We start from the raw sequence: 19,400 nt of genomic DNA, 5'->3' as shown, positions 1-19,400 counted from the left end.
AGGTCGCGTCGGTCGTTAGGCTCTTGATACGTATGACTGTGCCCGCGACGAGCCCCAGCCTGGCCGATCTGCGCAAGCGCCTCCCCGAGCTGACGCTGCGCGACGAACGGCGGCTTCGCCGTCGGCTCGACGGACTCGGCAAGGTCCGCGACCAGGCCGTCCGCCGGCAGCGCATCGCCGAGATCGCCGGGGAGGTCGAGCGGGCCGCGGCGCGGGTCGAGCGCCGGCGGGCCGCCGTCCCGGCGATCACGTACCCCGAGGAGCTGCCGATCAGCCGGCGGCGTGCGGACATCCGGAAGGCGATCGCGGAGAACCAGGTCGTGATCGTCGCCGGCGAGACCGGCTCCGGCAAGACCACCCAGCTGCCCAAGATCTGCCTCGAGCTCGGCCGCGGCGTGCGCGGGCAGATCGGGCACACCCAGCCGCGCCGGATCGCCGCGCGGACCGTCGCCGAGCGGATCTCCGACGAGCTCGGCGTGCCGCTCGGCGGCGCGGTCGGGTGGAAGATCCGGTTCACCGACCACGTCGGCGACGACACGCTGGTCAAGCTCATGACCGACGGCATCCTGCTCGCCGAGCTGCAGTCCGACCGCCAGCTCCGCCAGTACGACACGCTGATCATCGACGAGGCGCACGAGCGCAGCCTCAACATCGACTTCATTCTCGGCTACCTCAAGCAGCTGCTGCCGCGCCGGCCCGACCTCAAGGTGATCATCACCTCGGCGACCATCGACCCGGAGCGGTTCTCCCGGCACTTCGGTGACGCGCCGATCGTCGAGGTCTCCGGCCGGACGTACCCGGTCGAGGTCCGCTACCGCCCGATCGTGGACCCGGACCGCGACGACACAGCCCCGGACGCCGACCCGGACCGCGACCAGACGCAGGCGATCCTCGACGCGGTCGACGAGCTGTGCGCGGAGGGGCCGGGCGACATCCTCGTGTTCCTCTCCGGCGAGCGGGAGATCCGCGACACCGCCGACGCGCTCGTGGCCCAGGAGCGGCCGAACACGGAGATCCTGCCGCTCTACGCCCGACTGTCCACAGGGGAGCAGAAGCGGGTCTTCCAGCCGCACCGCGGTCGCCGCGTCGTGCTCGCCACGAACGTCGCGGAGACCTCGCTGACGGTGCCGGGCATCAAGTACGTGGTCGACCCGGGGTTCGCGCGCATCTCTCGGTACAGCAACAGGTTGAAGGTCCAGCGGCTGCCGATCGAGCCGATCTCGCAGGCGTCGGCCAACCAGCGCGCGGGACGCTGCGGGCGCACGTCGGACGGCATCTGCGTCCGGCTCTACGCCGAGGACGACTTCGACGCGCGGCCGGAGTTCACCGACCCGGAGATCCTGCGCACCAACCTCGCCTCGGTCATCCTGCAGATGGCGGCCGCCGACCTCGGCGACATCGCCGCGTTCCCGTTCGTCGAGCCACCGGACCGCCGGCACATCACCGACGGCATGAACCTGCTGAACGAGCTCGGTGCCCTGGAGTCCTCCACAAAGGACTCGAACCCGAAGTTGACCCCGTTGGGGCGCAAGCTCGCCCGGCTACCGGTGGATCCGCGCCTGGCCCGGATGGTGCTCGCGGCCGACCGCGACGGCTGCGTCAGCGAGGTCGTGGTCATCGCCGCCGCCCTGTCCATCCAGGACCCGCGGGAGCGGCCGGCCGACAAGCAGACACAGGCCGACCAGCAGCACGCCCGGTTCCGCGACCCCGAGTCGGACTTCCTGACCTACCTGAACCTGTGGCGGTACCTCACCGAGCAGAAGCGTGAGCTGTCCGCGAACCGGTTCCGCAAGCTGTGCAGGGCGGAGTACCTCAACTACCTGCGGGTACGCGAATGGCAGGACGTGGCCGCCCAGCTGCGGCAGATGGCCAAGGGCCTGGACGTCACGCCGAACCAGACGCCCGCCGACCCCGCCAAGATCCACCTGGCGCTGCTCGCCGGGCTGCTCTCGCACGTCGGCATGAAGGATCCGGCGACCCGTGACTACCTCGGTGCCCGCAACGCCCGCTTCGCGATCTTCCCCGGCTCGGCGTTGTTCCGCAAGCAGCCGCGTTGGGTGATGGCCGCCGAGCTGGTGGAGACCAGCAGGCTGTGGGGCCGGGTCGTGGCCCGCATCGACCCCGACTGGATCGAGCCGGTCGCCGGGCACCTCGTGCGCCGCACGTACAGCGAGCCGCGCTGGGAGAAGAGGCGCGCGGCGGTCATGGCGTCCGAGCGGGTGACGCTGCTGGGCCTGCCGATCGTCGTGGACCGCCCGGTGAACTACGGGCGGATCGACCCGCCGGTGGCGCGCGAGCTGTTCATCCGGCACGCGCTCGCGGCTGGGGAGTGGGAGTCGAACCACCTGTTCCTGCGCCGCAACGCCGAGCTGCTCGCGGAGGCGGAGGAGCTGGAGCACAAGGCCCGGCGGCGCGACATCGTGGTCGACGAGGAGACGCTCTTCGAGTTCTACGACCAGCGGGTCGGTCAGGAGGTGGTGTCGGGGCGGCACTTCGACACCTGGTGGAAGAAGACCCGCCGCGAGCAGCCGGAACTGCTGACGTTCGACCCGGCGATGCTGGTGCACCCCGAGGCCGGCGACGTGAGCCCGCGGGAGTACCCGGATGCCATGGCCCACAACGACATCCGGCTCGGCCTGCAGTACCGGTTCGAGCCCGGCACGGCCACCGACGGGGTGACCGTGCAGGTGCCGCTCCCGCTGCTCGGCAGGGTCAGCGCGGACGGCCTGCCGTGGCAGGTGCCGGGCATGCGCACGGAGTTGATCACCGCGCTCATCCGCTCGCTGCCGAAGCCGCTGCGGCGCAACTTCGTGCCGGTGCCGGACTTCGCCGCGGCCGTGCGCGACCGGCTCGCCGCGGTCGCGGAGCCGTCGCTGGACCAGGTCGCCGCGGAGCTGCGTGCGCTCAGCGGGATGGTGGTGCCGCCGGACGCCTGGCGGCTCGAGGCGGTGCCCCAGCACCTCCGCGCCACCTTCCAGGTCGTCGACGAGGGCCGGCCGTTGCTCGAGGGCAAGGACCTCGGCGCGCTCAAGCGGGAGCTGGCGTCGCGGGTGCGGGAGTCGCTGGCGGCCGGTTCCGAGGGGCTGACCCGGGAGGGCCTGACGTCGTGGACGTTCGGGGACCTGGCCCGGAGCGTGTCGCTGCGGCGGGCCGGCCAGCAGGTCACCGCGTACCCGGCACTGGTGGACACCGGGTCCTCGGTGGCGGTCCGGCTGTTCGACGACCCGGACGAGCAGGCGCGCGAGATGCGGCGCGGGACTCGCCGGCTGGTGCTGCTGACCGTGCCCTCACCGGTGAAGCAGGTGGTGCGCCGGCTGCCGAACACGGCCAAGCTCGCCCTGTCGGCGAACCCGCACGGCAGCGTGCCGGCCCTGCTGGAGGACTGCCTGAACGCGGCCGCAGACGCGCTGATCGCCGCGCACGGCGGTCCGGTGTGGACACAGGCGGACTTCGAGGCGCTGTGCACGGCGGTCCGCGCGGACCTGGCGGAGGGGATGTACACCGTGCTGGACAAGGTGCGCGGCGTGCTGACGGTCGACGCCGAGGTGGACACCGAGCTGTCCCGGATGACCAGTGCGGTGTTCGCGGAGTCGGTCGCCGACCTGCGCGAGCAGCGGTCCGCCTTGGTGTACCAGGGTTTCGTCACCGATGCCGGGCTCGACCGGCTGGCCGATGTCGAGCGTTACCTGCGGGGCGTCCTGCGGCGGCTGGAGAAGCTGCCCGAGCGGCCGCGGCGCGACCTCGACTGGACCGCCGCGGTGCGGGACGTCCAGCGGGCCTACGCCGAGGTGCGGGGCAGGCCCGGTGACGACGGCCGGGTGCGGTGGATGATCGAGGAGCTGCGGATCAGCTACTTCGCCCAGACGCTCGGCACGGCGTACCCGGTGTCCGAGAAACGGCTCTACAAGGCGATCGACGAGCTCTTGCCTTAGCGGCCACACCGCGCTTAACTCTCATGTGACAGATCGACGGAATCTGTCCACGGTCGGTGAGGAGTTCTCATGCGGTTTCGTCTCGTGAGCGTCGCCCTGCTGGTCGTGGGCACTTCGGCCGTGTCGGCGCCGGCGCTGGCCGCGTCCGGTCCTCCGGTGGCGCCGGCACTGGCGTCGGCCAACATGGAGGCGGTGATCAAGGCGGCGCAGATCGACCCGCGCCGGCCGGGCACGGCACTGACACCGGGCGCGAAGGCCAGCGTGCTGCTGGTCGAGCGCGCGCTGGACGCGAAGAACCTCCTCTCGCCGACCTATGTGGACGGGCACTTCGGCACGAAGACGATCGAGGCGTACGCGGCCTGGCAGCGGTCGCTGGGCTTCACCGGGCTGGACGCGTCGGGCCTGCCCGGCCGCACGTCGCTACGGACCCTGGGCGAGGACCGCTTCACGCTGACGAAGGTCCTCACGCCCGGCAGCAGGCTGACCTACCACGGCGCCACGATGAACTCCCGCACGAAGGCGATGCTGGTGGAGGCGGAGCGCCTGCTCAACCGGCGGCTGGGCATCACGCAGGGCTCGTACAACCCGGGCGGCGACCCCGACTCGGCCGGCACCCACGACGGCGGCGGTGCGCTGGACATCTCGGTGGCGGGCATGTCCTCCTCGACGCGGACCACGGTGGTCCGGCGGCTGCGCGAGGTCGGCTTCGCGGCGTGGCTGCGGACCCCGGAGCAGGGCGACTGGGGCTACCACATCCACGCGGTGGCGATCTCCGACACCGACCAGTCGCCGGCCGCGCAACACCAGGCGGGCGATTACTACCTCGGCCGCAACGGCCTGGCGAACCGGGGCCCGGACGACGGCCCGCAGGTCACGAAGGTGACGTGGGAGGAGTACCAGCGAGGGTAGCCGTCAGCTGAACGGGCTGCGCGGCCGCTCCCGCGGCTCGCCGTCGAGGATGATGTCCACCTTCTCGTTGTAGAAGCACGCGAGCCCGGTGATCTTCTGGCTCTCCGGCAGCGGCGAGCGGTAGATCCACACGACGTCCTCGTGCACGCCCTTGCCCGTGTCCAGCGTCCAGTACGACGCGGTTCCCTTGTACGGGCAGTGGGTTCGCGTGTCGGACGGTCGCAGCAGGTCGAGGCGAACGTCCGACAGCGGCACGTAGTACCGCGGCGGCAGGCTCGTCTCGAACAGGATCCGCGGCTGGTGCGAGTCGGCCACCGTCACGCCGTCGACCCGTACCTCGACGTGCCGGGAGCTGCCCAGGATGTCGACCCGCTTGTACGGGTCGCGCGGGTGGACGTAGATCGGCTCGTCCTCCTCCAGCCACTCGTCCATCGCGTCGAAGCGGATCTTCACGAGGTCGCGCAGCTCGGGGACCGGCGAGTCGAGGTAGCGGCTCGCCGCCGCCGTGACGACCCGGCCGTCCACGACCAGGTCGTACAGCGTCGCGTCGCCGCGGCTGGGGGAGTGGTCCGTGGCGCCGTTCGCCTCCAGCTTCGCGCGGACGTCGCCGAGCGGCACGTAGATCGTGGGGTAGTAGGGAATCTCCCAGACCAGGACCGGCCGGAACGTGTCGGCCACCAGGTGGCCGCCGCAGTAGGCGCGGATCCGCTTCGGGCTCGTCTCGACCTTGACCCTGCCACGTGTGTCAGCCATACGACAAAACTACTCCGGAAACAGGTCTGGACCCGAAGCGCGCTCCAGGTCCCAGGATGTGGTCCATGACTGCACAGACGAACATCTGGACGGGCCGGCGGACGCTGGGCGACGGCGAGGTCAGCGCGCTCGGCTTCGGCTGCTGGACGATCGGCGGTCCGTTCACCGACAACGAGGGGCGGCCGATCGGCTGGGGCGAGGTCGACGACGGCGAGTCGATCCGCGCGGTGCGCCGTGCCGTCGACCTCGGAGTGACGTTCTTCGACACGGCCGACGTGTACGGCGCCGGCCACAGCGAGGAGGTGCTCGGCCGCGCGCTGGCCGGTCGCCGCGACGCCGTGGTGATCGCCAGCAAGTGGGGCAACGTGTTCGACCCGGACCGAAAGGTGATGACCGGTGACGACTCCTCGCCGGCGTACCTGCGCCGGGCCCTGGAGGGCACGCTTCGGCGGCTCGGCACCGACTACCTCGACCTCTACCAGCTCCACATCGCACCGTCTATTGAGGACACCGCCGTGCTGGCCGGTGCGTGCGAGGAGCTGGTGCGCGAGGGACTCATCCGCGGCTACGGCCTGAGCACCGACGACCCGGAGCGCGCCGAGGTGTTCGCCGCCGGGGCGCACTGCGTGTCGGTACAGCACGAGCTCAGCGTCCTGCACGACATGCCATCGCTCCTCGCCATGTGCGAGCGGCACGACCTCGCGAGCATCGACCACGCCCCGCTCGCGATGGGCCTGCTCGCCCGCGCCACGACCTGGAAGCCGGCGGGCAGCGCCGACATCCGCTCCGTCCCGCAGGCGTGGATGCGGTTCTTCGACGGCGGCGTGCCCACCGCGGAGTGGGCGGCCCGCGTCGGCGCCGTCCGTGACATCCTCACCAGCGACGGCCGCACGCTCGCCCAGGGCGCGCTGGCCTGGGTGTGGGCGCGCAGCCCGCGGACCATCCCGATCCCCGGTTTCCGCACCGTCGCCCAGGCCGAGGAGAACGCGGGCGCCCTCGAGCACGGCCCGCTGCGCGCCGAGCAGCTGGCCGAGATCGCGGCGGCGCTGGCCTGACCGGACCGGCGAGTCCGGCGGCTACTGGACCGGCGAGTCCGGCGGCGGCAGGCCGACCGTGCGCTCCCGCTCGACGTCGACGACACCGGGGACGGCCGACAGCGAGGAGATTCGGTCGCTGTCGACCGTCCCGGTCACGACGCCGGCCGCGATGAGCACCTCGCCCAGCCGCAGGCCCGCGTCGCGAAGCGCGTCGACCACCGCGGGCAGGTCGGCGAGCTGGTCGTCGGCCACCGACACGATGACCGGCACACTCACGGTGCCCATTGGTTCGCTCCGCTCCTCCGCTACCCGGCACTCATGGCCGGCCGCCAACGCCCGGAAGGCGTCCTTCCGGACCTCCAGTGTCCGGAAGGCGTCCTTCCATGCTCTCCCGCTCACGGTGCCTGCACGAGACCGGCGCCCACGTCGGTCGACGGCAGCGGCAGCCGGCAGGCCGTCTGGGCGAGCCGGGCCCACAGTTCGTAGCCGCTCGCGCCGGTCGCCTGCGCGATCAGGGCCGCGATGCCGGCCACGTGCGGGGTCGCCATGCTCGTGCCCGAGATCCGGCGGTACCGCGTGGGCAGCGGCCAGCTCGAGTGCACGTCCACGCCCGGCCCGACCAGGTCCACCGAGCCGATCGCGTCGACCGTCCCGCACGAGAAGTCCGCGATCTCGCCCGACACGTCCAGCGCGCCGACGGCCAGGACCGACGGGCAGTTCGCCGGGTGCCCGACCGGCGCGACGGTGCCCTGCGCCCGCTCGCTCTCGTTGCCGGCCGCCGCGACGATCAGCGTGCCGCGGGCGAGCGCCCGGCGCGCGACCCGCTCGTAGGACCGCGAGTACGGCTGGCCCGGCTGTGTCGCCGCGCCCAGCGACATCGAGATCACCCGGCAGCCGTTGGCGATCGCCCACGAGATTCCGGAGAGGATCCCGCCGTCCGCGCCCGAGCCGCCGTCGCTCAGCACCTTTCCGGCGTGGATCTCCGCCTCGAACGCGACGCCGTACCCGGGCCCGGTCGCCGGTGTACGCGGACCGCACGACGTGCCGACGCAGTGCGTGCCGTGCCCGTGGCCGTCCTGTACCTCCTCGCCCTGGACGAACGACTTCGACGTGACGGTCCGGCGGGCGAGGTCCGGGTGTGCCAGGTCGAGCCCGGTGTCGAGCACCGCGACCCGCACGCCCGCGCCGGTCGCCGTGCTGTCCGGGGCGCGCACCGCCTGCAGGCCCCAGGTGAAGGTCGTCTCGTCCACCGCGGGCGCCGCCGGCGCGGGCGCGGCGATCGCGTGCACGAACCGCTCCGGCTCCACCAGCGCGATCGGGCCCGGCTCGCCGGCCGCCGCGGTGAGCGCGGTCAGCTGGTCCGGGTCCGCGGACACCAGCGCCACACCGAGCTCGCGCATCACCAGTCCGTCCGCGTCCCACAACGGCTGGGCGAGGCCGGCCTCGGCCGAGTCCACCGCCTGGATGCCCGCGACCCGGTTCAGCTCCCGGTGTGCGCCGGTCCAGTCGTCCTGCAGCAACACCAGGTATCTACCGGTCGTCCCGCTCGCAGCCGATGTCATGGCCGGCCACCTCTCCTCGTCGTATGCCCCAGCTGATGAATCGGCGGCTCCGGGCACGCTGTAACGGGGCTCACACCGCGGCTGCCGCTAATGTCGAACTCATGCAGAGCTGGCCATCCCGACCGGTGCCGCGCGTCCCCGGCACGCCGCGTCCGCTTCGGCTGCACGACACGGCGACGGGCGAGATTCGCCCGACCACGCCCGGCGCCACCGCGACCATGTACGTCTGCGGGATCACGCCGTACGACGCCACCCACCTCGGGCACGCCGCCACGTACCTGGCGTTCGACCTCGTGCACCGGCTGTGGCTGGATAACGGACACGAGGTCCACTACGTGCAGAACGTGACCGACGTGGACGACCCGCTCCTGGAGCGCGCCGAGCGGGACCAGGACGACTGGGTCGTGCTCGGCATGCGGGAGACCGCGCTGTTCCGGGAGGACATGGCGGCGCTGCGGGTGCTGCCGCCGCGGGACTACCTCGGCGCGGTCGAGTCGATCCCGGAGATCGTCGAGACGGTCGCGAAGCTGCTCGCCGACGGAGTGGCCTACCGGGCCGACGACAAGCGGTACCCGGACATCTACTTCGACCACAACGGGTCCGGCCGGTTCGGCTCGGTGTCGAACTACGACGAGCCGACGATGGCGCGGTACTTCGCCGAGCGCGGCGGCGATCCGGAGCGGCCCGGCAAACGGCACCCGCTGGACGCGCTGCTGTGGCGCTGCGCGCGGCCGGGCGAGCCGAGCTGGGAGTCGGAGCTGGGCGCCGGGCGGCCGGGCTGGCACGTCGAGTGCAGCGTGATCGCGCTGAACCGGCTCGGCATGACCTTCGACGTGCAGGGTGGCGGGTCCGATCTGATCTTCCCGCACCACGAGTTCAGCGCCGCGCACGCCGAGGCGCTGACCGGCGAGCACCCGTTCGCCCGGCACTACGCGCACGCCGGCATGATCGGCCTGGACGGCGAGAAGATGTCCAAGTCGCGCGGGAACCTCGTGTTCGTGTCCCGGCTGCGGGCCGACCACGTCGACATGATGGCGGTGCGGCTGGGCCTGCTGTCCGGCCACTACCGCGCCGACCGCGCGTGGACCGCCGACGTGCTCGCAGACGCCGAGGCGCGCCTCGCTCGCTGGCGCGCCGCCCTCGCCCGCGACACGGGCCCCGACGCGACCGACACGATCACCCGCCTGCGCGACCACCTGGCCGACGACCTCGACACCCCGCAGGCCCTGCGGGCGGTCGACGCCTGGGCGGACGCCGCGCTCGCCGGTGAGGGCGGTGATCACTCGGCTCCCGCACGCCTCCGGGACGCGGTCGACTCGCTGCTCGGAGTCGCCGTCTGAGGCCCGATAGGGTCCGGATCATGAACACCGTCTCGATACTGGCGGCGGCGGTCTCGGTCGCCGGCGCGGTCGTCACGGTCGGGCTCGGCGCGTATTTCGAGCACCGCAGGAACGTGTCACACCGGCGGGCTCGGCTGCGGCACCGGGCGAGCCGCTACAGCGAGACGCTGCTGCAGGCGGCCGGTTCCGTGCGGACGAGGCTGGGCAACGTGGCCCACCTCAACGAGTTCCCGCAGTTCCGTGACTCGGAGCGGTTCCGGGACTACGCGCGCTACGAGAGCCTGTACCGGATCGCGCGCTACCTGGGCGTCGTGCACATCATGGCGCAGGAGGTGCGCTTCCTGGACCTGGGCAGTCGGCGGCGAAACCGGGACCTGGTCGAACGCCTCGGGGCGGTGCGCGGCGTGCTGAGCGACTACTCCTCCGGTGACCTCCGGTTCCTGATCCTTGGCGGCGCGCAGGAGGCCATCGGTGAGCTGATGATCGACACAGCGGCCACCGGGGACGGCCCGCCGCGGTGCGTCTCGTATCCGGTGTTCCGGGAGCGCCTGGACGACGACCCGCGCTTCGCCCGGTGGATGAACCCGGTGCTGGCCGACATCGACGCGGTGATCGCGAGCCGGGAACGCTCGCCGCGGTTCGTCCCGGCGGAGAAGGCGCTCGACGAGCTGATCGAGTTCCTTGACCGACGCCGGATCTGGCAACCGTGGGACCGTCACCGCGCGGACGCGGCCGTCCCGCTGACGAGTCAGGGGTGATCGGGGCGGTGGTATAGCTCGAGCTGGATTCCGTCCGGGTCGCGAAAGGACAGCAGCGACCGGCCGTCCAGGTCCGCGATCGGCGAGTGCCGCACGCCCAGCCGCGCGAAGTGCGCCAGCCACTCGTCCAGCTCGGCGCGGCTGTCGACCACGAGGCTGAGGTGGTCGAACCCGGTCCGCCGCGGGTCGAACTCCTCGCCCGCGTTCGCGTCGTGCTGCTGGAGCTCGACGATCAGCCGGGTCGCCGGGTGGATCACCAGGACCGAGACCCAGTGCGCGCCGCGGAACTCGTCGAGCGGCTCGAAGCCCAACACCCGTCGGTACCACGACGCGCTCGCGGCAGCGTCGCGTGCCGAGAACGAGATGTGCGAGACCTTCGAGAACCCGGGCATCGCCGCCGGAGCTTAGTGCGGTGGCCGGCGGGTGAGCAGTGCCAGCGGCGTTACCACGGCGAGCAGCGCCGCCGGCAGCAGGAACCCGGCCACCGCCGACACGTGGTAGACCGGCGTGAACGCGACCGGCGACAGCGCCGCGCCGACGAACCGGAACGCCTGCACCACCGACACCGCGCCGGCCGGGTTCGAGCCCGTCCCGGTCAGCGCCAGTGCGTTCAGCCCGACCTGCAGGAACTGTGCGAAGAACCCGGCGAGCGCCCACAGCAGCGTGAGCGCCGGCAGCCACGGGACCACGCCGATCAGGGCGACCGGCACCGCGCCGGCCAACCCGCCGACGAGCGCCACCGTCCGGGCACCCGTCCGCTCGGACAGCCGGCCGACCAGGCGCGCGGTCAACATGCCGACCACGCCGAACGCGGTCAGCAGCAGCCCGCGTGCGCCCGCGCTCAGGCCGAACCCGTCGTCGGAGCGGAACGCGACCAGGAACGTCAGCCCGCCGAGGCAGCCCCAGCCGACGAGCGCCACCGCCGCCGCCCGCAGCACGTCCGGCCGCCACGCCGCCCGCAGCCGCGCCGGCTCCCGTGCCCGGCTCGGCGCCGAGGGCGGCAGCCCGATCACCGCGAGCGCCGCGGCGGCCACGGCGACGCCGACGAACGCGAGGCGCCAGGTCGCCTCCGCCGCGAGCCCGCCCAGCAGTGGTGCCGTGGTCTGCCCGGCGGCTTGCAGCGACGCGAACAGCCCGAGGGCCCGGCCGAGCCGCTCGCGCGGGGTCGTCGCCGCGATCGTGGCGAGCAGCAGCGGCGTGGTGAACGCGTTCGCCACGCCCTGCACGCCCCGGCCGGCGAGCAGTAGCGGGAACGTCGTCGACGCCGCGCACACCGCCGAGCCGGCGATCGACACGACGTACGCCCCGAGCACGCTGCGCCGCAGACCCCAACGCGCGCCGAGCGTGCCGGAGATCAGCATCAGCGTCGCGAACGGGATGAGGTAGGCGGTGATCGTCGCGGACGCGGCCGGTGCCGACACGTCGAAGTCCGCGCCCAGCTCGGGCAGCATGGCCGCGGTGACCCCGCCGCCGAACGGTCCGAGGAACCCGCCCGCGTACACGCCCGCTACCGCGAGGCGGCGGCGGTCGATCACCTAGTGTCCCGCGCCGCGGCCGCTAGGCGCCGGGACCGGTGGGCCCGCGCCCGGGCCCGCCCGGGCGGCGGCGCCGCAGGTACCGCTCGAACTCCGCGGCGATCGCGTCACCGCTGGTCTCGTTCAGCGTGGTCTCCGCGTCGCCGCGCTCCTCCAGCGCCCGCACGTAGTTGCGTACGTCCTCGTCCTCGGCGGCCATCTCGCTGACCGTCTGCTGCCACTCCTCGGCCTGGTCGGGCAGCTGGCCGAGCGGCACCTCCATGTCGAGGACCTCCTCGACCCGGTGCAGGAGCGCGAGCGTGGCCTTCGGCGACGGCGGCTGGGAGACGTAGTGCGGTACCGCGGCCCAGATGGAGATCGCCGGCACACCGGCCTGCACGCAGGCGTCCTGCAGCACGCCGACGATGCCGGTCGGGCCCTCGTAGCGGGAGCGCTCCAGCCCGAACCGGGCGGCCGACGCGGCATCGTAGGCGGTCCCGGTGACCGGCACCGGGCGGGTGTGCGGGGTGTCGGCGAGCAGCGCGCCCAGCGTCACCACCGTGGTCACCCCCAGCTGGTCGATGTGGTCGAGCAGCTCGTCGCAGAACCTCCGCCACCGCATGTTCGGCTCGATGCCGTGCACCAGGACCACGTCGCGGCTCGCGCCGGGCGGGCGGCACACGGACAGCCGGGTGGTCGGCCACTCGACCCGCCGAGTCACCCCTTCCACCAGGCGGACGGTCGGGCGGGTGACCTGGAAGTCGTAGTAGTCGTCCGGGTCGATCTCGGCCAGCGCGGTGGCCTTCCACGCGAGCTGGAGGTGCTCGATGGCGGCGCTTGCCGCGTCACCCGCGTCGTTCCAGCCTTCGAAGGCGCAGACCATGAGGGGCTCCACGAGGTCCTCCGCGGGCTCGTCGGGTTCCTCTGGTGGCGGCTGGTTCGTCGGCTGCTGGTCCGGATCGGTCACCGGGCCAGCCTACGACCCGTGCCGGGTGGCGGGGGATCGTAGGCTGGGTCGCATGCCAGCGGACGCCGACTTCGGGCAACTCGACGGGTTCCTCGCAGCATTGACCGACCGGGTGCTCGTCGCCGACGGGGCGATGGGGACCATGCTGCAGGCGGCCGACCTCTCCCTCGACGACTTCGCCGGGCTGGAGGGCTGCAACGAGATCCTGAACGTGACCCGCCCGGACGTGGTGCGGGCCGTGCACCGGGGCTACCTGGAGGCCGGCGCGGACGCCGTCGAGACCAACACGTTCGGGGCGAACCTGGCCAACCTCGCCGAGTACGACATCGCCGAGCGGATCTTCGAGCTCGCCGAGGCCGGGGCCCGGCTGGCCCGCGAGGTCGCCGACGAGTTCGCCGAGCCCGGCCGGCCCCGGTTCGTGCTCGGCTCGGTCGGGCCCGGCACGAAGCTGCCGACGCTCGGCCACGTCACGTTCCCCACGCTGCGCGACGCCTACCTCACCGAGGTCCGCGGGCTGCTCGCCGGCGGCGTGGACGCGGTGATCGTCGAGACCTGCCAGGACGTCCTGCAGGCGAAGTCGGCGATCCTCGGCGCGAGGCGGGCGATGGCCGACGAGGGCCGGCGGGTGCCGATCATCGCCCAGGTGACCGTGGAGACCACCGGCAGCATGTTGCTCGGCACCGAGATCGGCGCCGCGCTCTCCGCGCTCGAGCCGCTCGGCGTCGATCTCATCGGGCTCAACTGCGCCACCGGCCCGGCCGAGATGAGCGAGCACCTGCGGCACCTGGCCAAGCACGCCCGCATCCCGGTCTCGGTCATGCCCAACGCCGGTCTGCCCGAGCTCGGCCCGAACGGTGCCGTCTACCCGCTGACGCCGGAGGAGCTGGCCTCCGCGCTCGCCGGGTTCGTGACCGAGTTCGGCACGCGGCTCGTCGGCGGCTGCTGCGGGACCACCGGCGAGCACGTCCGCCAGGTCGTCGAGGCCGTACGCGACGCCACACCGGCGAACCGGCGGCCGCGGAGCGAGCCCGGCGTATCGTCGCTGTACCAGCCGGTGCCGTTCGCGCAGGACGCGAGTGTGCTGATGATCGGCGAGCGGACCAACGCGAACGGCTCGAAGGCGTTCCGCGAGGCGATGCTCGAGGGCCGGTTCGAGGACTGCGTGGAGATCGCCCGCGCGCAGACCCGCGACGGCGCGCACCTGCTCGACCTGTGCGTCGACTACGTGGGCCGCGACGGCGCGGCGGACATGGCCGAGCTCGCCGGCCGGTTCGCGACGGCGTCCACGTTGCCGATCATGCTCGACTCCACCGAGCCGGACGTCCTGCGTGCCGGGCTGGAGCGGCTCGGCGGGCGGTGCGCGGTGAACTCGGTCAACTACGAGGACGGCGACGGCCCCGGGTCGCGGTTCCGGCGGACGATGGAGCTGGTGCGTGAGCACGGCGCCGCGGTCGTGGTCATGTGTATCGACGAGGAGGGCCAGGCTCGCACCGCCGACTGGAAGGTTCGGGTGGCGAGCCGGACCATCGACGACCTCGTCGGCAACTGGGGCATGCGGGTCCACGACATCATCGTCGACACGCTGACGTTCCCGATCTCCACCGGCCAGGAGGAGACCCGGCGTGACGCGGTCGAGACGATCGCGGCGATCCGTGAGCTCAAGCGGCGCTACCCGGACGTGAAGACCACGCTCGGTGTCTCGAACGTCTCCTTCGGACTCAACGCCGCCGCCCGGCAGGTGCTGAACTCGGTGTTCCTCCACGAGTGCGTGCAGGCCGGGCTCGACACCGCGATCGTGCACGCGTCGAAGATCGTGCCGATGGCGCGGGTCCCCGACGAGCACCGCAAGGTCGCCCTCGACCTCGTCCACGACCGCCGCCGCGAGGGCTACGACCCGCTGCGGAAGTTGATGGAGCTGTTCGAGGGCGCGACCGTGACCTCGGCGCGCGAGTCTCGGGCGGCCGAGCTCGCCGCGCTGCCGCTGTTCGAGCGGCTGGAGCGGCGGATCGTGGACGGCGAGCGCAACGGCCTCGACGACGACCTGGCCGCGGCGCTCACGGAGCGGCCCGCACTGGAGATCATCAACGACACGCTGCTGTCCGGCATGAAGACCGTCGGCGAGCTGTTCGGCTCGGGGGAGATGCAGCTGCCGTTCGTGCTGCAGTCGGCCGAGGTGATGAAGACCGCGGTGGCCTACCTCGAGCCACACATGGTGAAGGCCGACGATGACGGCAAGGGCCGCATCGTGCTCGCCACGGTGAAGGGCGACGTGCACGACATCGGCAAGAACCTCGTCGACATCATCCTGTCCAACAACGGCTACGACGTCGTCAACCTCGGCATCAAGCAGCCGATCACGACGATCTTGGACGCTGCCGCGGAGCAGGGCGCGGACGTGATCGGCATGTCCGGTCTCCTCGTGAAGTCCACGGTGATCATGAAGGAGAACCTGGAGGAGATGAACTCCCGCGGGGTCGCCGCCCGCTGGCCGGTGCTGCTCGGCGGCGCCGCGCTCACCCGGTCCTATGTGGAGAACGACCTCACGGACCTGTACCCGGGCGACGTCCGCTACGCCCGCGACGCCTTCGAGGGCCTGCGGCTGATGGACGGGATCATGGCCGCGAAGCGGGGCGGGGCGGTCACGCTCGACGAGGAGGCGCGGGCCAAGGCCGCCGAACGCAGGGCACGCCGCCAGCGGTCGCTGCGGATCGCCGCGCGGCGGGCCGCGGCGGAGCCCGACGAACCACTGCCCGCGCGGTCGAACGTGGCCACCGACGCGCCGCTGCCGGCGCCGCCGTTCTGGGGCCGGCAGGTCGTCAAGGGCGTGTCACTCGCGGAGTACGCGTCCATGTTGGACGAACGGGCCACGTTCCTGGGCCAGTGGGGGCTGCGCGGCGCGCGCGGCGGCTCCGGACCGTCTTATGAGGACTTGGTGGAGACCGACGGCCGGCCGCGGCTGCGGTACTGGCTGGACCGGCTGACGACGGACGGCGTTTTGGCGCACGCCGGGGTCGTGTACGGCTACTTCCCCTGCGTGGCCGACGGCGACGATCTGGTCGTGCTCGCCTCGCCGGAGCCGGACGCGGCCGAGCGCCTCCGGTTCACCTTTCCCCGGCAGCGCAAGGAGAGGCGGCTGTGCCTGGCGGACTTCTTCCGGCCGCGCCCGCTCGCGCTCGACGCCGGCGAGGTCGACGTCGTCGGGTTCACGCTCGTGACGATGGGCCAGCCGATCGCCGAGTACGCGCAGGACCTGTTCGCCGCCGACGCCTACCGGGACTACCTGGAGGTGCACGGGCTGGGCGTACAGCTCACCGAGGCGCTGGCGGAGTACTGGCACCTGCGGGTCCGCCAGGAGCTGCGGTTCGCGTCCGGCGCGGCGGTCGCGGCGGAGGACCCCGACGACGTCGAGGAGTTCTTCCGGCTGGGCTACCGGGGCGCGCGGTTCTCGCTCGGGTACGGCGCCTGCCCGAACCTGGAGGACCGGGAGAAGATCGTCGCCCTGCTCGACCCGGAGCCGATCGGCGTCAAGCTGTCCGAGGAGTTCCAGCTGCACCCCGAGCAGTCGACCGACGCGATCGTGCTTCACCACCCGGAAGCCAAGTACTTCAACACATGACGCCCGCCACCCCGGCCGCCGTCCTCTGGGACCTCGACGGCACGCTGCTGGACTCCGAGAAGCTGTGGGACATCCCGCTGTACGAGCTGACCGAGAAGCTGGGCGGTGAGTTGTCGCTGCCCACCCGGCAGGCCATGGTCGGCACGAACGTCAAGACGACCATGCACCTGCTCTACGCCGAGGTCGGCATCGCCGAGCCGAGCGCGGAGCGGCTCGCCGACGGCGCGGCGTGGCTCGACCGGCGGATGGCCGAGGTGTTGCGCGGCCCGCTGCCGTGGCGGCCCGGCGCGCGTGACGCCCTGGCCGGGGTCCGTGCGGCGGGCTTCCCGATGGCGCTCGTGACGTCCACGGAGCGGGGGCTGACCGAGATCGCCCTCGACACGATCGGCCGCGCGCTGTTCGACGTGACGGTGTGCGGCGACGAGGTCGACGGCCACAACAAGCCGCACCCGGAGCCGTACCTGCGGGCGGCCCGCCTCCTCGGCGTCGACCCGGCGTCCTGCGTGGCCGTCGAGGACTCCCCAACCGGCACGGCGTCCGCGGTTGCCGCCGGCTGCACGGTCGTCGTGGTGCCGTGCGAGGTGCCGGTGGAACCGGGGGAGCGCCGGGTGTTCCGCGACTCCCTGGAGGGTCTGGCTGCCACCGACCTCACGACCGCGATGGGCTAGTGCAGCCGCACGACCTCGGTCCTCAGCCCAGGAAACTCGTCGATCGGGCGGCCGTATCGGTGGTGGGAAGGACACGCCCGGCGGCGATCGCGCGTTCGAGATCGTCAACGGCTTCGGGCGGGGGTGAGCGTGCCGCCGTGGTCTGGGCGATACGGTCCGCGACACCCGTGCGCTCGGTGCGAAGCGGGCGATCGGCGCCGTCTCTGGTGACCACGATCGTCTCGCCGGTCTCGACGGCGGCGAGGAGGGCGGCGAAGTCTCGCGCCGCCTCAGTGGCGGTCATCGAGCGCATGACCTGAGGTTATTCGAGTGCGAGCCTGGCAATGATCGCTCGACGCGGTGATGCTCCTCCGGTTCGCGGGCGTTCGTGGCGGGATGAAAGGATCGGCCCGTGAAGACGTTCGACGAGTTGTTCGCCGAACTCCGCGAGCGGGCCGAGCTGCGGCCCGAGGGCTCCGGCACCGTCGCCGCGCTCGACGCGGGGGTGCACGCGCAGGGGAAGAAGGTGCTCGAGGAGGCCGGCGAGGTGTGGATCGCCGCCGAACACGAGTCCACCGAGCGCCTCGCCGAGGAGGTGTCCCAGCTGCTGTACCGCGTGCAGGTGCTGATGCTGGGCCGCGGCCTCAGCCTCGACGACGTGTACCGGCACCTCTGAGCCCATTTCCCGAAGTCCCATTTGGAGTGACCATGCTGCGGGTTGCCGTGCCCAACAAGGGTGCGCTGGCCGGACCGGCCGCCGAGATGCTCGCCGAGGCCGGGTATCGCGGCCGGCACGAGACGCGGGACCTCACCGTGCTCGACCCCGTCAACGACGTGGAGTTCTTCTTCCTGCGTCCCAAGGACATCCCGATCTACGTCGGCTCCGGCGAGCTGGACCTCGGGATCACCGGGCGCGACCTGGCGCTGGACTCCGGCGCGCCGGTGACCGAGCGGCTCTCCCTCGGGTTCGGCGCCTCGACGTTCCGCTACGCCGCGCCCGCGGACCACGAGTGGCGGGTCGACGACCTGGCCGGCAAGCGGCTCGCCACGTCCTACCCGCGGCTGGTGTCCGCCGACCTCGGCGCGCGCGGGATCGACGCGGAGGTCATCCGGCTGGACGGGGCGGTCGAGATCTCCGTGCAGCTGGGCGTGGCCGACGCGGTCGCCGACGTCGTCGGGTCCGGCCGGACGCTGCGGCAGCACAACCTCGTCGCGTTCGGCGATCCGATCTGCGAGTCGCAGGCCGTGCTGCTGGCCGGCGACGCCGCGGACGGCTCGCCGGCGAAGGAACAGCTGGCGGTGCGGCTGCAGGGCGTGGTGTTCGCGCAGCAGTACATGATGCTGGACTACGACTGCCCGAAGACGCTGCTCGATCGCGCGATCACGATCACTCCGGGCCTGGAGTCACCGACCGTGGCGCCGCTCGCGGACCCGGACTGGGTCGCGGTGCGGGCCATGGTTCCGCGCAACGAGGCCAACCTGGTGATGGACCGCCTGTCCGCCCTGGGCGCGAAGGCCGTGCTGGCCTCCGACATCCGCGCCTGCCGGCTCTAGTGTCGCGGGCGGACGAGCAGTGCCTGCGCGCCCCGGCCGACCGGCCCGTCGACGTCGTGCAGGACCGTGAACGCCGCGCCCACCCCGTCCGGGCCGATGGCGGTCGTGGCGTCCAGGGCGATCCACTCGCCGGCAGGTTCGCGGTAGAGGTGGACGGTCAGCTCCGAGTTGATGAACAGCCACTCGCGGGGGTCCACCCGGCTCGACACCCCGTTGCCGGAGTCGGCGACCACGAACAGTCGCTGCAGGCCGGTCGGGCGCTCGCCCGCCACCAGGTCCACGCCCTGCCGCGCCCACACCGTCGCCGGGCCCGGTTTGCCCAGGTGGCCCGCCAGTGCCCGCCACTCCATCGCGTCCAGGTAGCCGGCGCCCCAGCCCTCCGGGCGGTACATCGGCTCTCCGGCCTCCGGCGGCGGGAGCGGCTCGTCCACGCCGACCGCCACCGCTGAGGTGTCGGAGCGGATGTGCCGCCACGCGCGCGCCCGCGCCACACTGCGGCCGTCGGCGGACAGCTCCGCGCCAACCAGCTCGACCGCCCGGCCCGGACGCTCGACGCCGGCCGTCACGGTCAGCTCGGCCACCGGCACCGGGCCCAGGATCTCCACCGTGACGCGGGCCAGCAGCATCGGCGCGGCCGGCGGCAGGGCCTCGAGTGCGCGGACCAGCAGCGCGCTCGGCGGGCCGACGTGCTGGGTTCCCGGTGACCACGGGCCGGTGGCGTGCACCGTCGAGGCGAACCGGCCGTCGCCGAGTGGCTCGTAGAAGGCGTCGGTCATGCCGGGAAGCTAGCCGACGTTCACCACGAGGGCGA

17 protein-coding genes are annotated in these 19,400 nt (G+C 72.6%); 9 read left to right on the top strand and 8 right to left on the bottom strand.

Going from position 1 to position 19,400, the window contains the following annotated elements:
- Positions 1-32 precede the first annotated feature (32 nt).
- Both hrpA and ACRDTB_RS14175 read left to right on the top strand, forming a co-directional pair.
- Entirely contained in the window at positions 33-3,932 is a 3,900-nt protein-coding gene (gene hrpA / locus ACRDTB_RS14180) for an ATP-dependent RNA helicase HrpA (protein WP_431430683.1), read from the top strand.
- Positions 3,933-4,001: 69 nt separating this feature from the next.
- Positions 4,002-4,841, top strand: coding sequence for a peptidoglycan-binding protein (locus ACRDTB_RS14175; protein ID WP_431430682.1), 840 nt, complete (start codon positions 4,002-4,004; stop codon positions 4,839-4,841).
- Between the two features lie 3 nt (positions 4,842-4,844).
- Here ACRDTB_RS14175 and ACRDTB_RS14170 read toward each other — a convergent pair whose 3' ends face one another.
- Positions 4,845-5,594, bottom strand: a complete 750-nt coding sequence (locus ACRDTB_RS14170; RefSeq protein WP_431430681.1) for a DUF427 domain-containing protein — start codon at positions 5,592-5,594, stop codon at positions 4,845-4,847.
- Positions 5,595-5,659: 65 nt separating this feature from the next.
- Here ACRDTB_RS14170 and ACRDTB_RS14165 point away from each other — a divergent pair, with 65 nt between their 5' ends.
- Positions 5,660-6,649 (top strand): aldo/keto reductase, encoded by a 990-nt coding sequence (locus tag ACRDTB_RS14165; RefSeq protein ID WP_431430680.1) that lies wholly within the window; start codon positions 5,660-5,662, stop codon positions 6,647-6,649.
- Between the two features lie 21 nt (positions 6,650-6,670).
- Here the strand turns inward: ACRDTB_RS14165 and ACRDTB_RS14160 are convergent, their stop codons facing one another.
- Together ACRDTB_RS14160 and ACRDTB_RS14155 are read right to left on the bottom strand one after the other, a co-directional pair.
- Positions 6,671-6,916 carry a hypothetical protein gene (locus ACRDTB_RS14160; protein WP_431430679.1) on the bottom strand — a complete coding sequence of 82 codons (246 nt, stop codon included), beginning with the start codon at positions 6,914-6,916 and terminating at the stop codon, positions 6,671-6,673.
- Positions 6,917-7,026: 110 nt separating this feature from the next.
- Positions 7,027-8,193 (bottom strand): S8 family serine peptidase, encoded by a 1,167-nt coding sequence (locus ACRDTB_RS14155; protein ID WP_431430678.1) that lies wholly within the window; start codon positions 8,191-8,193, stop codon positions 7,027-7,029.
- A 101-nt stretch (positions 8,194-8,294) separates the two neighbouring features.
- On the opposite strand from ACRDTB_RS14155, the gene mshC reads away from it, so the two are divergent.
- Positions 8,295-9,533 carry a cysteine--1-D-myo-inosityl 2-amino-2-deoxy-alpha-D-glucopyranoside ligase gene (gene mshC / locus ACRDTB_RS14150; protein WP_431430677.1) on the top strand — a complete coding sequence of 413 codons (1,239 nt, stop codon included), beginning with the start codon at positions 8,295-8,297 and terminating at the stop codon, positions 9,531-9,533.
- Between the two features lie 20 nt (positions 9,534-9,553).
- Positions 9,554-10,291 carry a hypothetical protein gene (locus ACRDTB_RS14145; protein WP_431430676.1) on the top strand — a complete coding sequence of 246 codons (738 nt, stop codon included), beginning with the start codon at positions 9,554-9,556 and terminating at the stop codon, positions 10,289-10,291.
- Here ACRDTB_RS14145 and ACRDTB_RS14140 read toward each other — a convergent pair.
- Genes ACRDTB_RS14140 through ACRDTB_RS14130 form a run of 3 tightly spaced genes read right to left on the bottom strand, consistent with a single transcriptional unit; the run spans position 10,282 to position 12,688 of the window.
- The gene (locus ACRDTB_RS14140; RefSeq protein WP_431430675.1) at positions 10,282-10,683 is read right to left on the bottom strand and encodes a VOC family protein; all 402 of its coding nucleotides are present in this window, start codon (positions 10,681-10,683) and stop codon (positions 10,282-10,284) included. The two genes, ACRDTB_RS14145 and ACRDTB_RS14140, sit on opposite strands and share 10 nt — an antisense overlap.
- 12 nt (positions 10,684-10,695) lie before the next feature.
- The gene (locus ACRDTB_RS14135; RefSeq protein ID WP_431430674.1) at positions 10,696-11,826 is read right to left on the bottom strand and encodes an MFS transporter; all 1,131 of its coding nucleotides are present in this window, start codon (positions 11,824-11,826) and stop codon (positions 10,696-10,698) included.
- A gap of 22 nt (positions 11,827-11,848) precedes the next feature.
- Complete coding sequence (locus ACRDTB_RS14130) at positions 11,849-12,688, bottom strand: PAC2 family protein (RefSeq protein WP_431430698.1); 840 nt, start codon at positions 12,686-12,688, stop codon at positions 11,849-11,851.
- 136 nt (positions 12,689-12,824) lie between these two features.
- Here ACRDTB_RS14130 and metH point away from each other — a divergent pair, with 136 nt between their 5' ends.
- A complete protein-coding gene (gene metH / locus ACRDTB_RS14125) occupies positions 12,825-16,388 on the top strand; it encodes a methionine synthase (protein WP_431430673.1) in 3,564 nt (1,187 codons plus the stop codon).
- Positions 16,385-17,056, top strand: a complete 672-nt coding sequence (locus ACRDTB_RS14120; protein ID WP_431430671.1) for an HAD family hydrolase — start codon at positions 16,385-16,387, stop codon at positions 17,054-17,056. The genes metH and ACRDTB_RS14120 overlap by 4 nt, the downstream gene beginning before the upstream one ends.
- 22 nt (positions 17,057-17,078) lie before the next feature.
- On the opposite strand, the gene ACRDTB_RS14115 is transcribed toward ACRDTB_RS14120, so the two are convergent.
- Positions 17,079-17,348, bottom strand: coding sequence for a type II toxin-antitoxin system Phd/YefM family antitoxin (locus ACRDTB_RS14115; protein WP_431430669.1), 270 nt, complete (start codon positions 17,346-17,348; stop codon positions 17,079-17,081).
- Between the two features lie 99 nt (positions 17,349-17,447).
- Between ACRDTB_RS14115 and ACRDTB_RS14110 the strand changes: the two genes are divergently transcribed.
- Both ACRDTB_RS14110 and hisG read left to right on the top strand, forming a co-directional pair.
- The gene (locus ACRDTB_RS14110; protein WP_431430668.1) at positions 17,448-17,711 is read left to right on the top strand and encodes a phosphoribosyl-ATP diphosphatase; all 264 of its coding nucleotides are present in this window, start codon (positions 17,448-17,450) and stop codon (positions 17,709-17,711) included.
- Between the two features lie 32 nt (positions 17,712-17,743).
- A complete protein-coding gene (gene hisG / locus ACRDTB_RS14105; RefSeq protein WP_431430667.1) occupies positions 17,744-18,589 on the top strand; it encodes an ATP phosphoribosyltransferase in 846 nt (281 codons plus the stop codon).
- On the opposite strand, the gene ACRDTB_RS14100 is transcribed toward hisG, so the two are convergent.
- Positions 18,586-19,365, bottom strand: a complete 780-nt coding sequence (locus tag ACRDTB_RS14100) for a thioesterase family protein (protein WP_431430666.1) — start codon at positions 19,363-19,365, stop codon at positions 18,586-18,588. The two genes, hisG and ACRDTB_RS14100, sit on opposite strands and share 4 nt — an antisense overlap.
- Positions 19,366-19,400 lie beyond the last annotated feature (35 nt).

The organism is Actinophytocola sp., from assembly GCF_050699935.1.
Lineage (GTDB): Bacteria > Actinomycetota > Actinomycetes > Mycobacteriales > Pseudonocardiaceae > Actinophytocola.
This window is presented reverse-complemented; position numbering and strand designations above follow the sequence as displayed.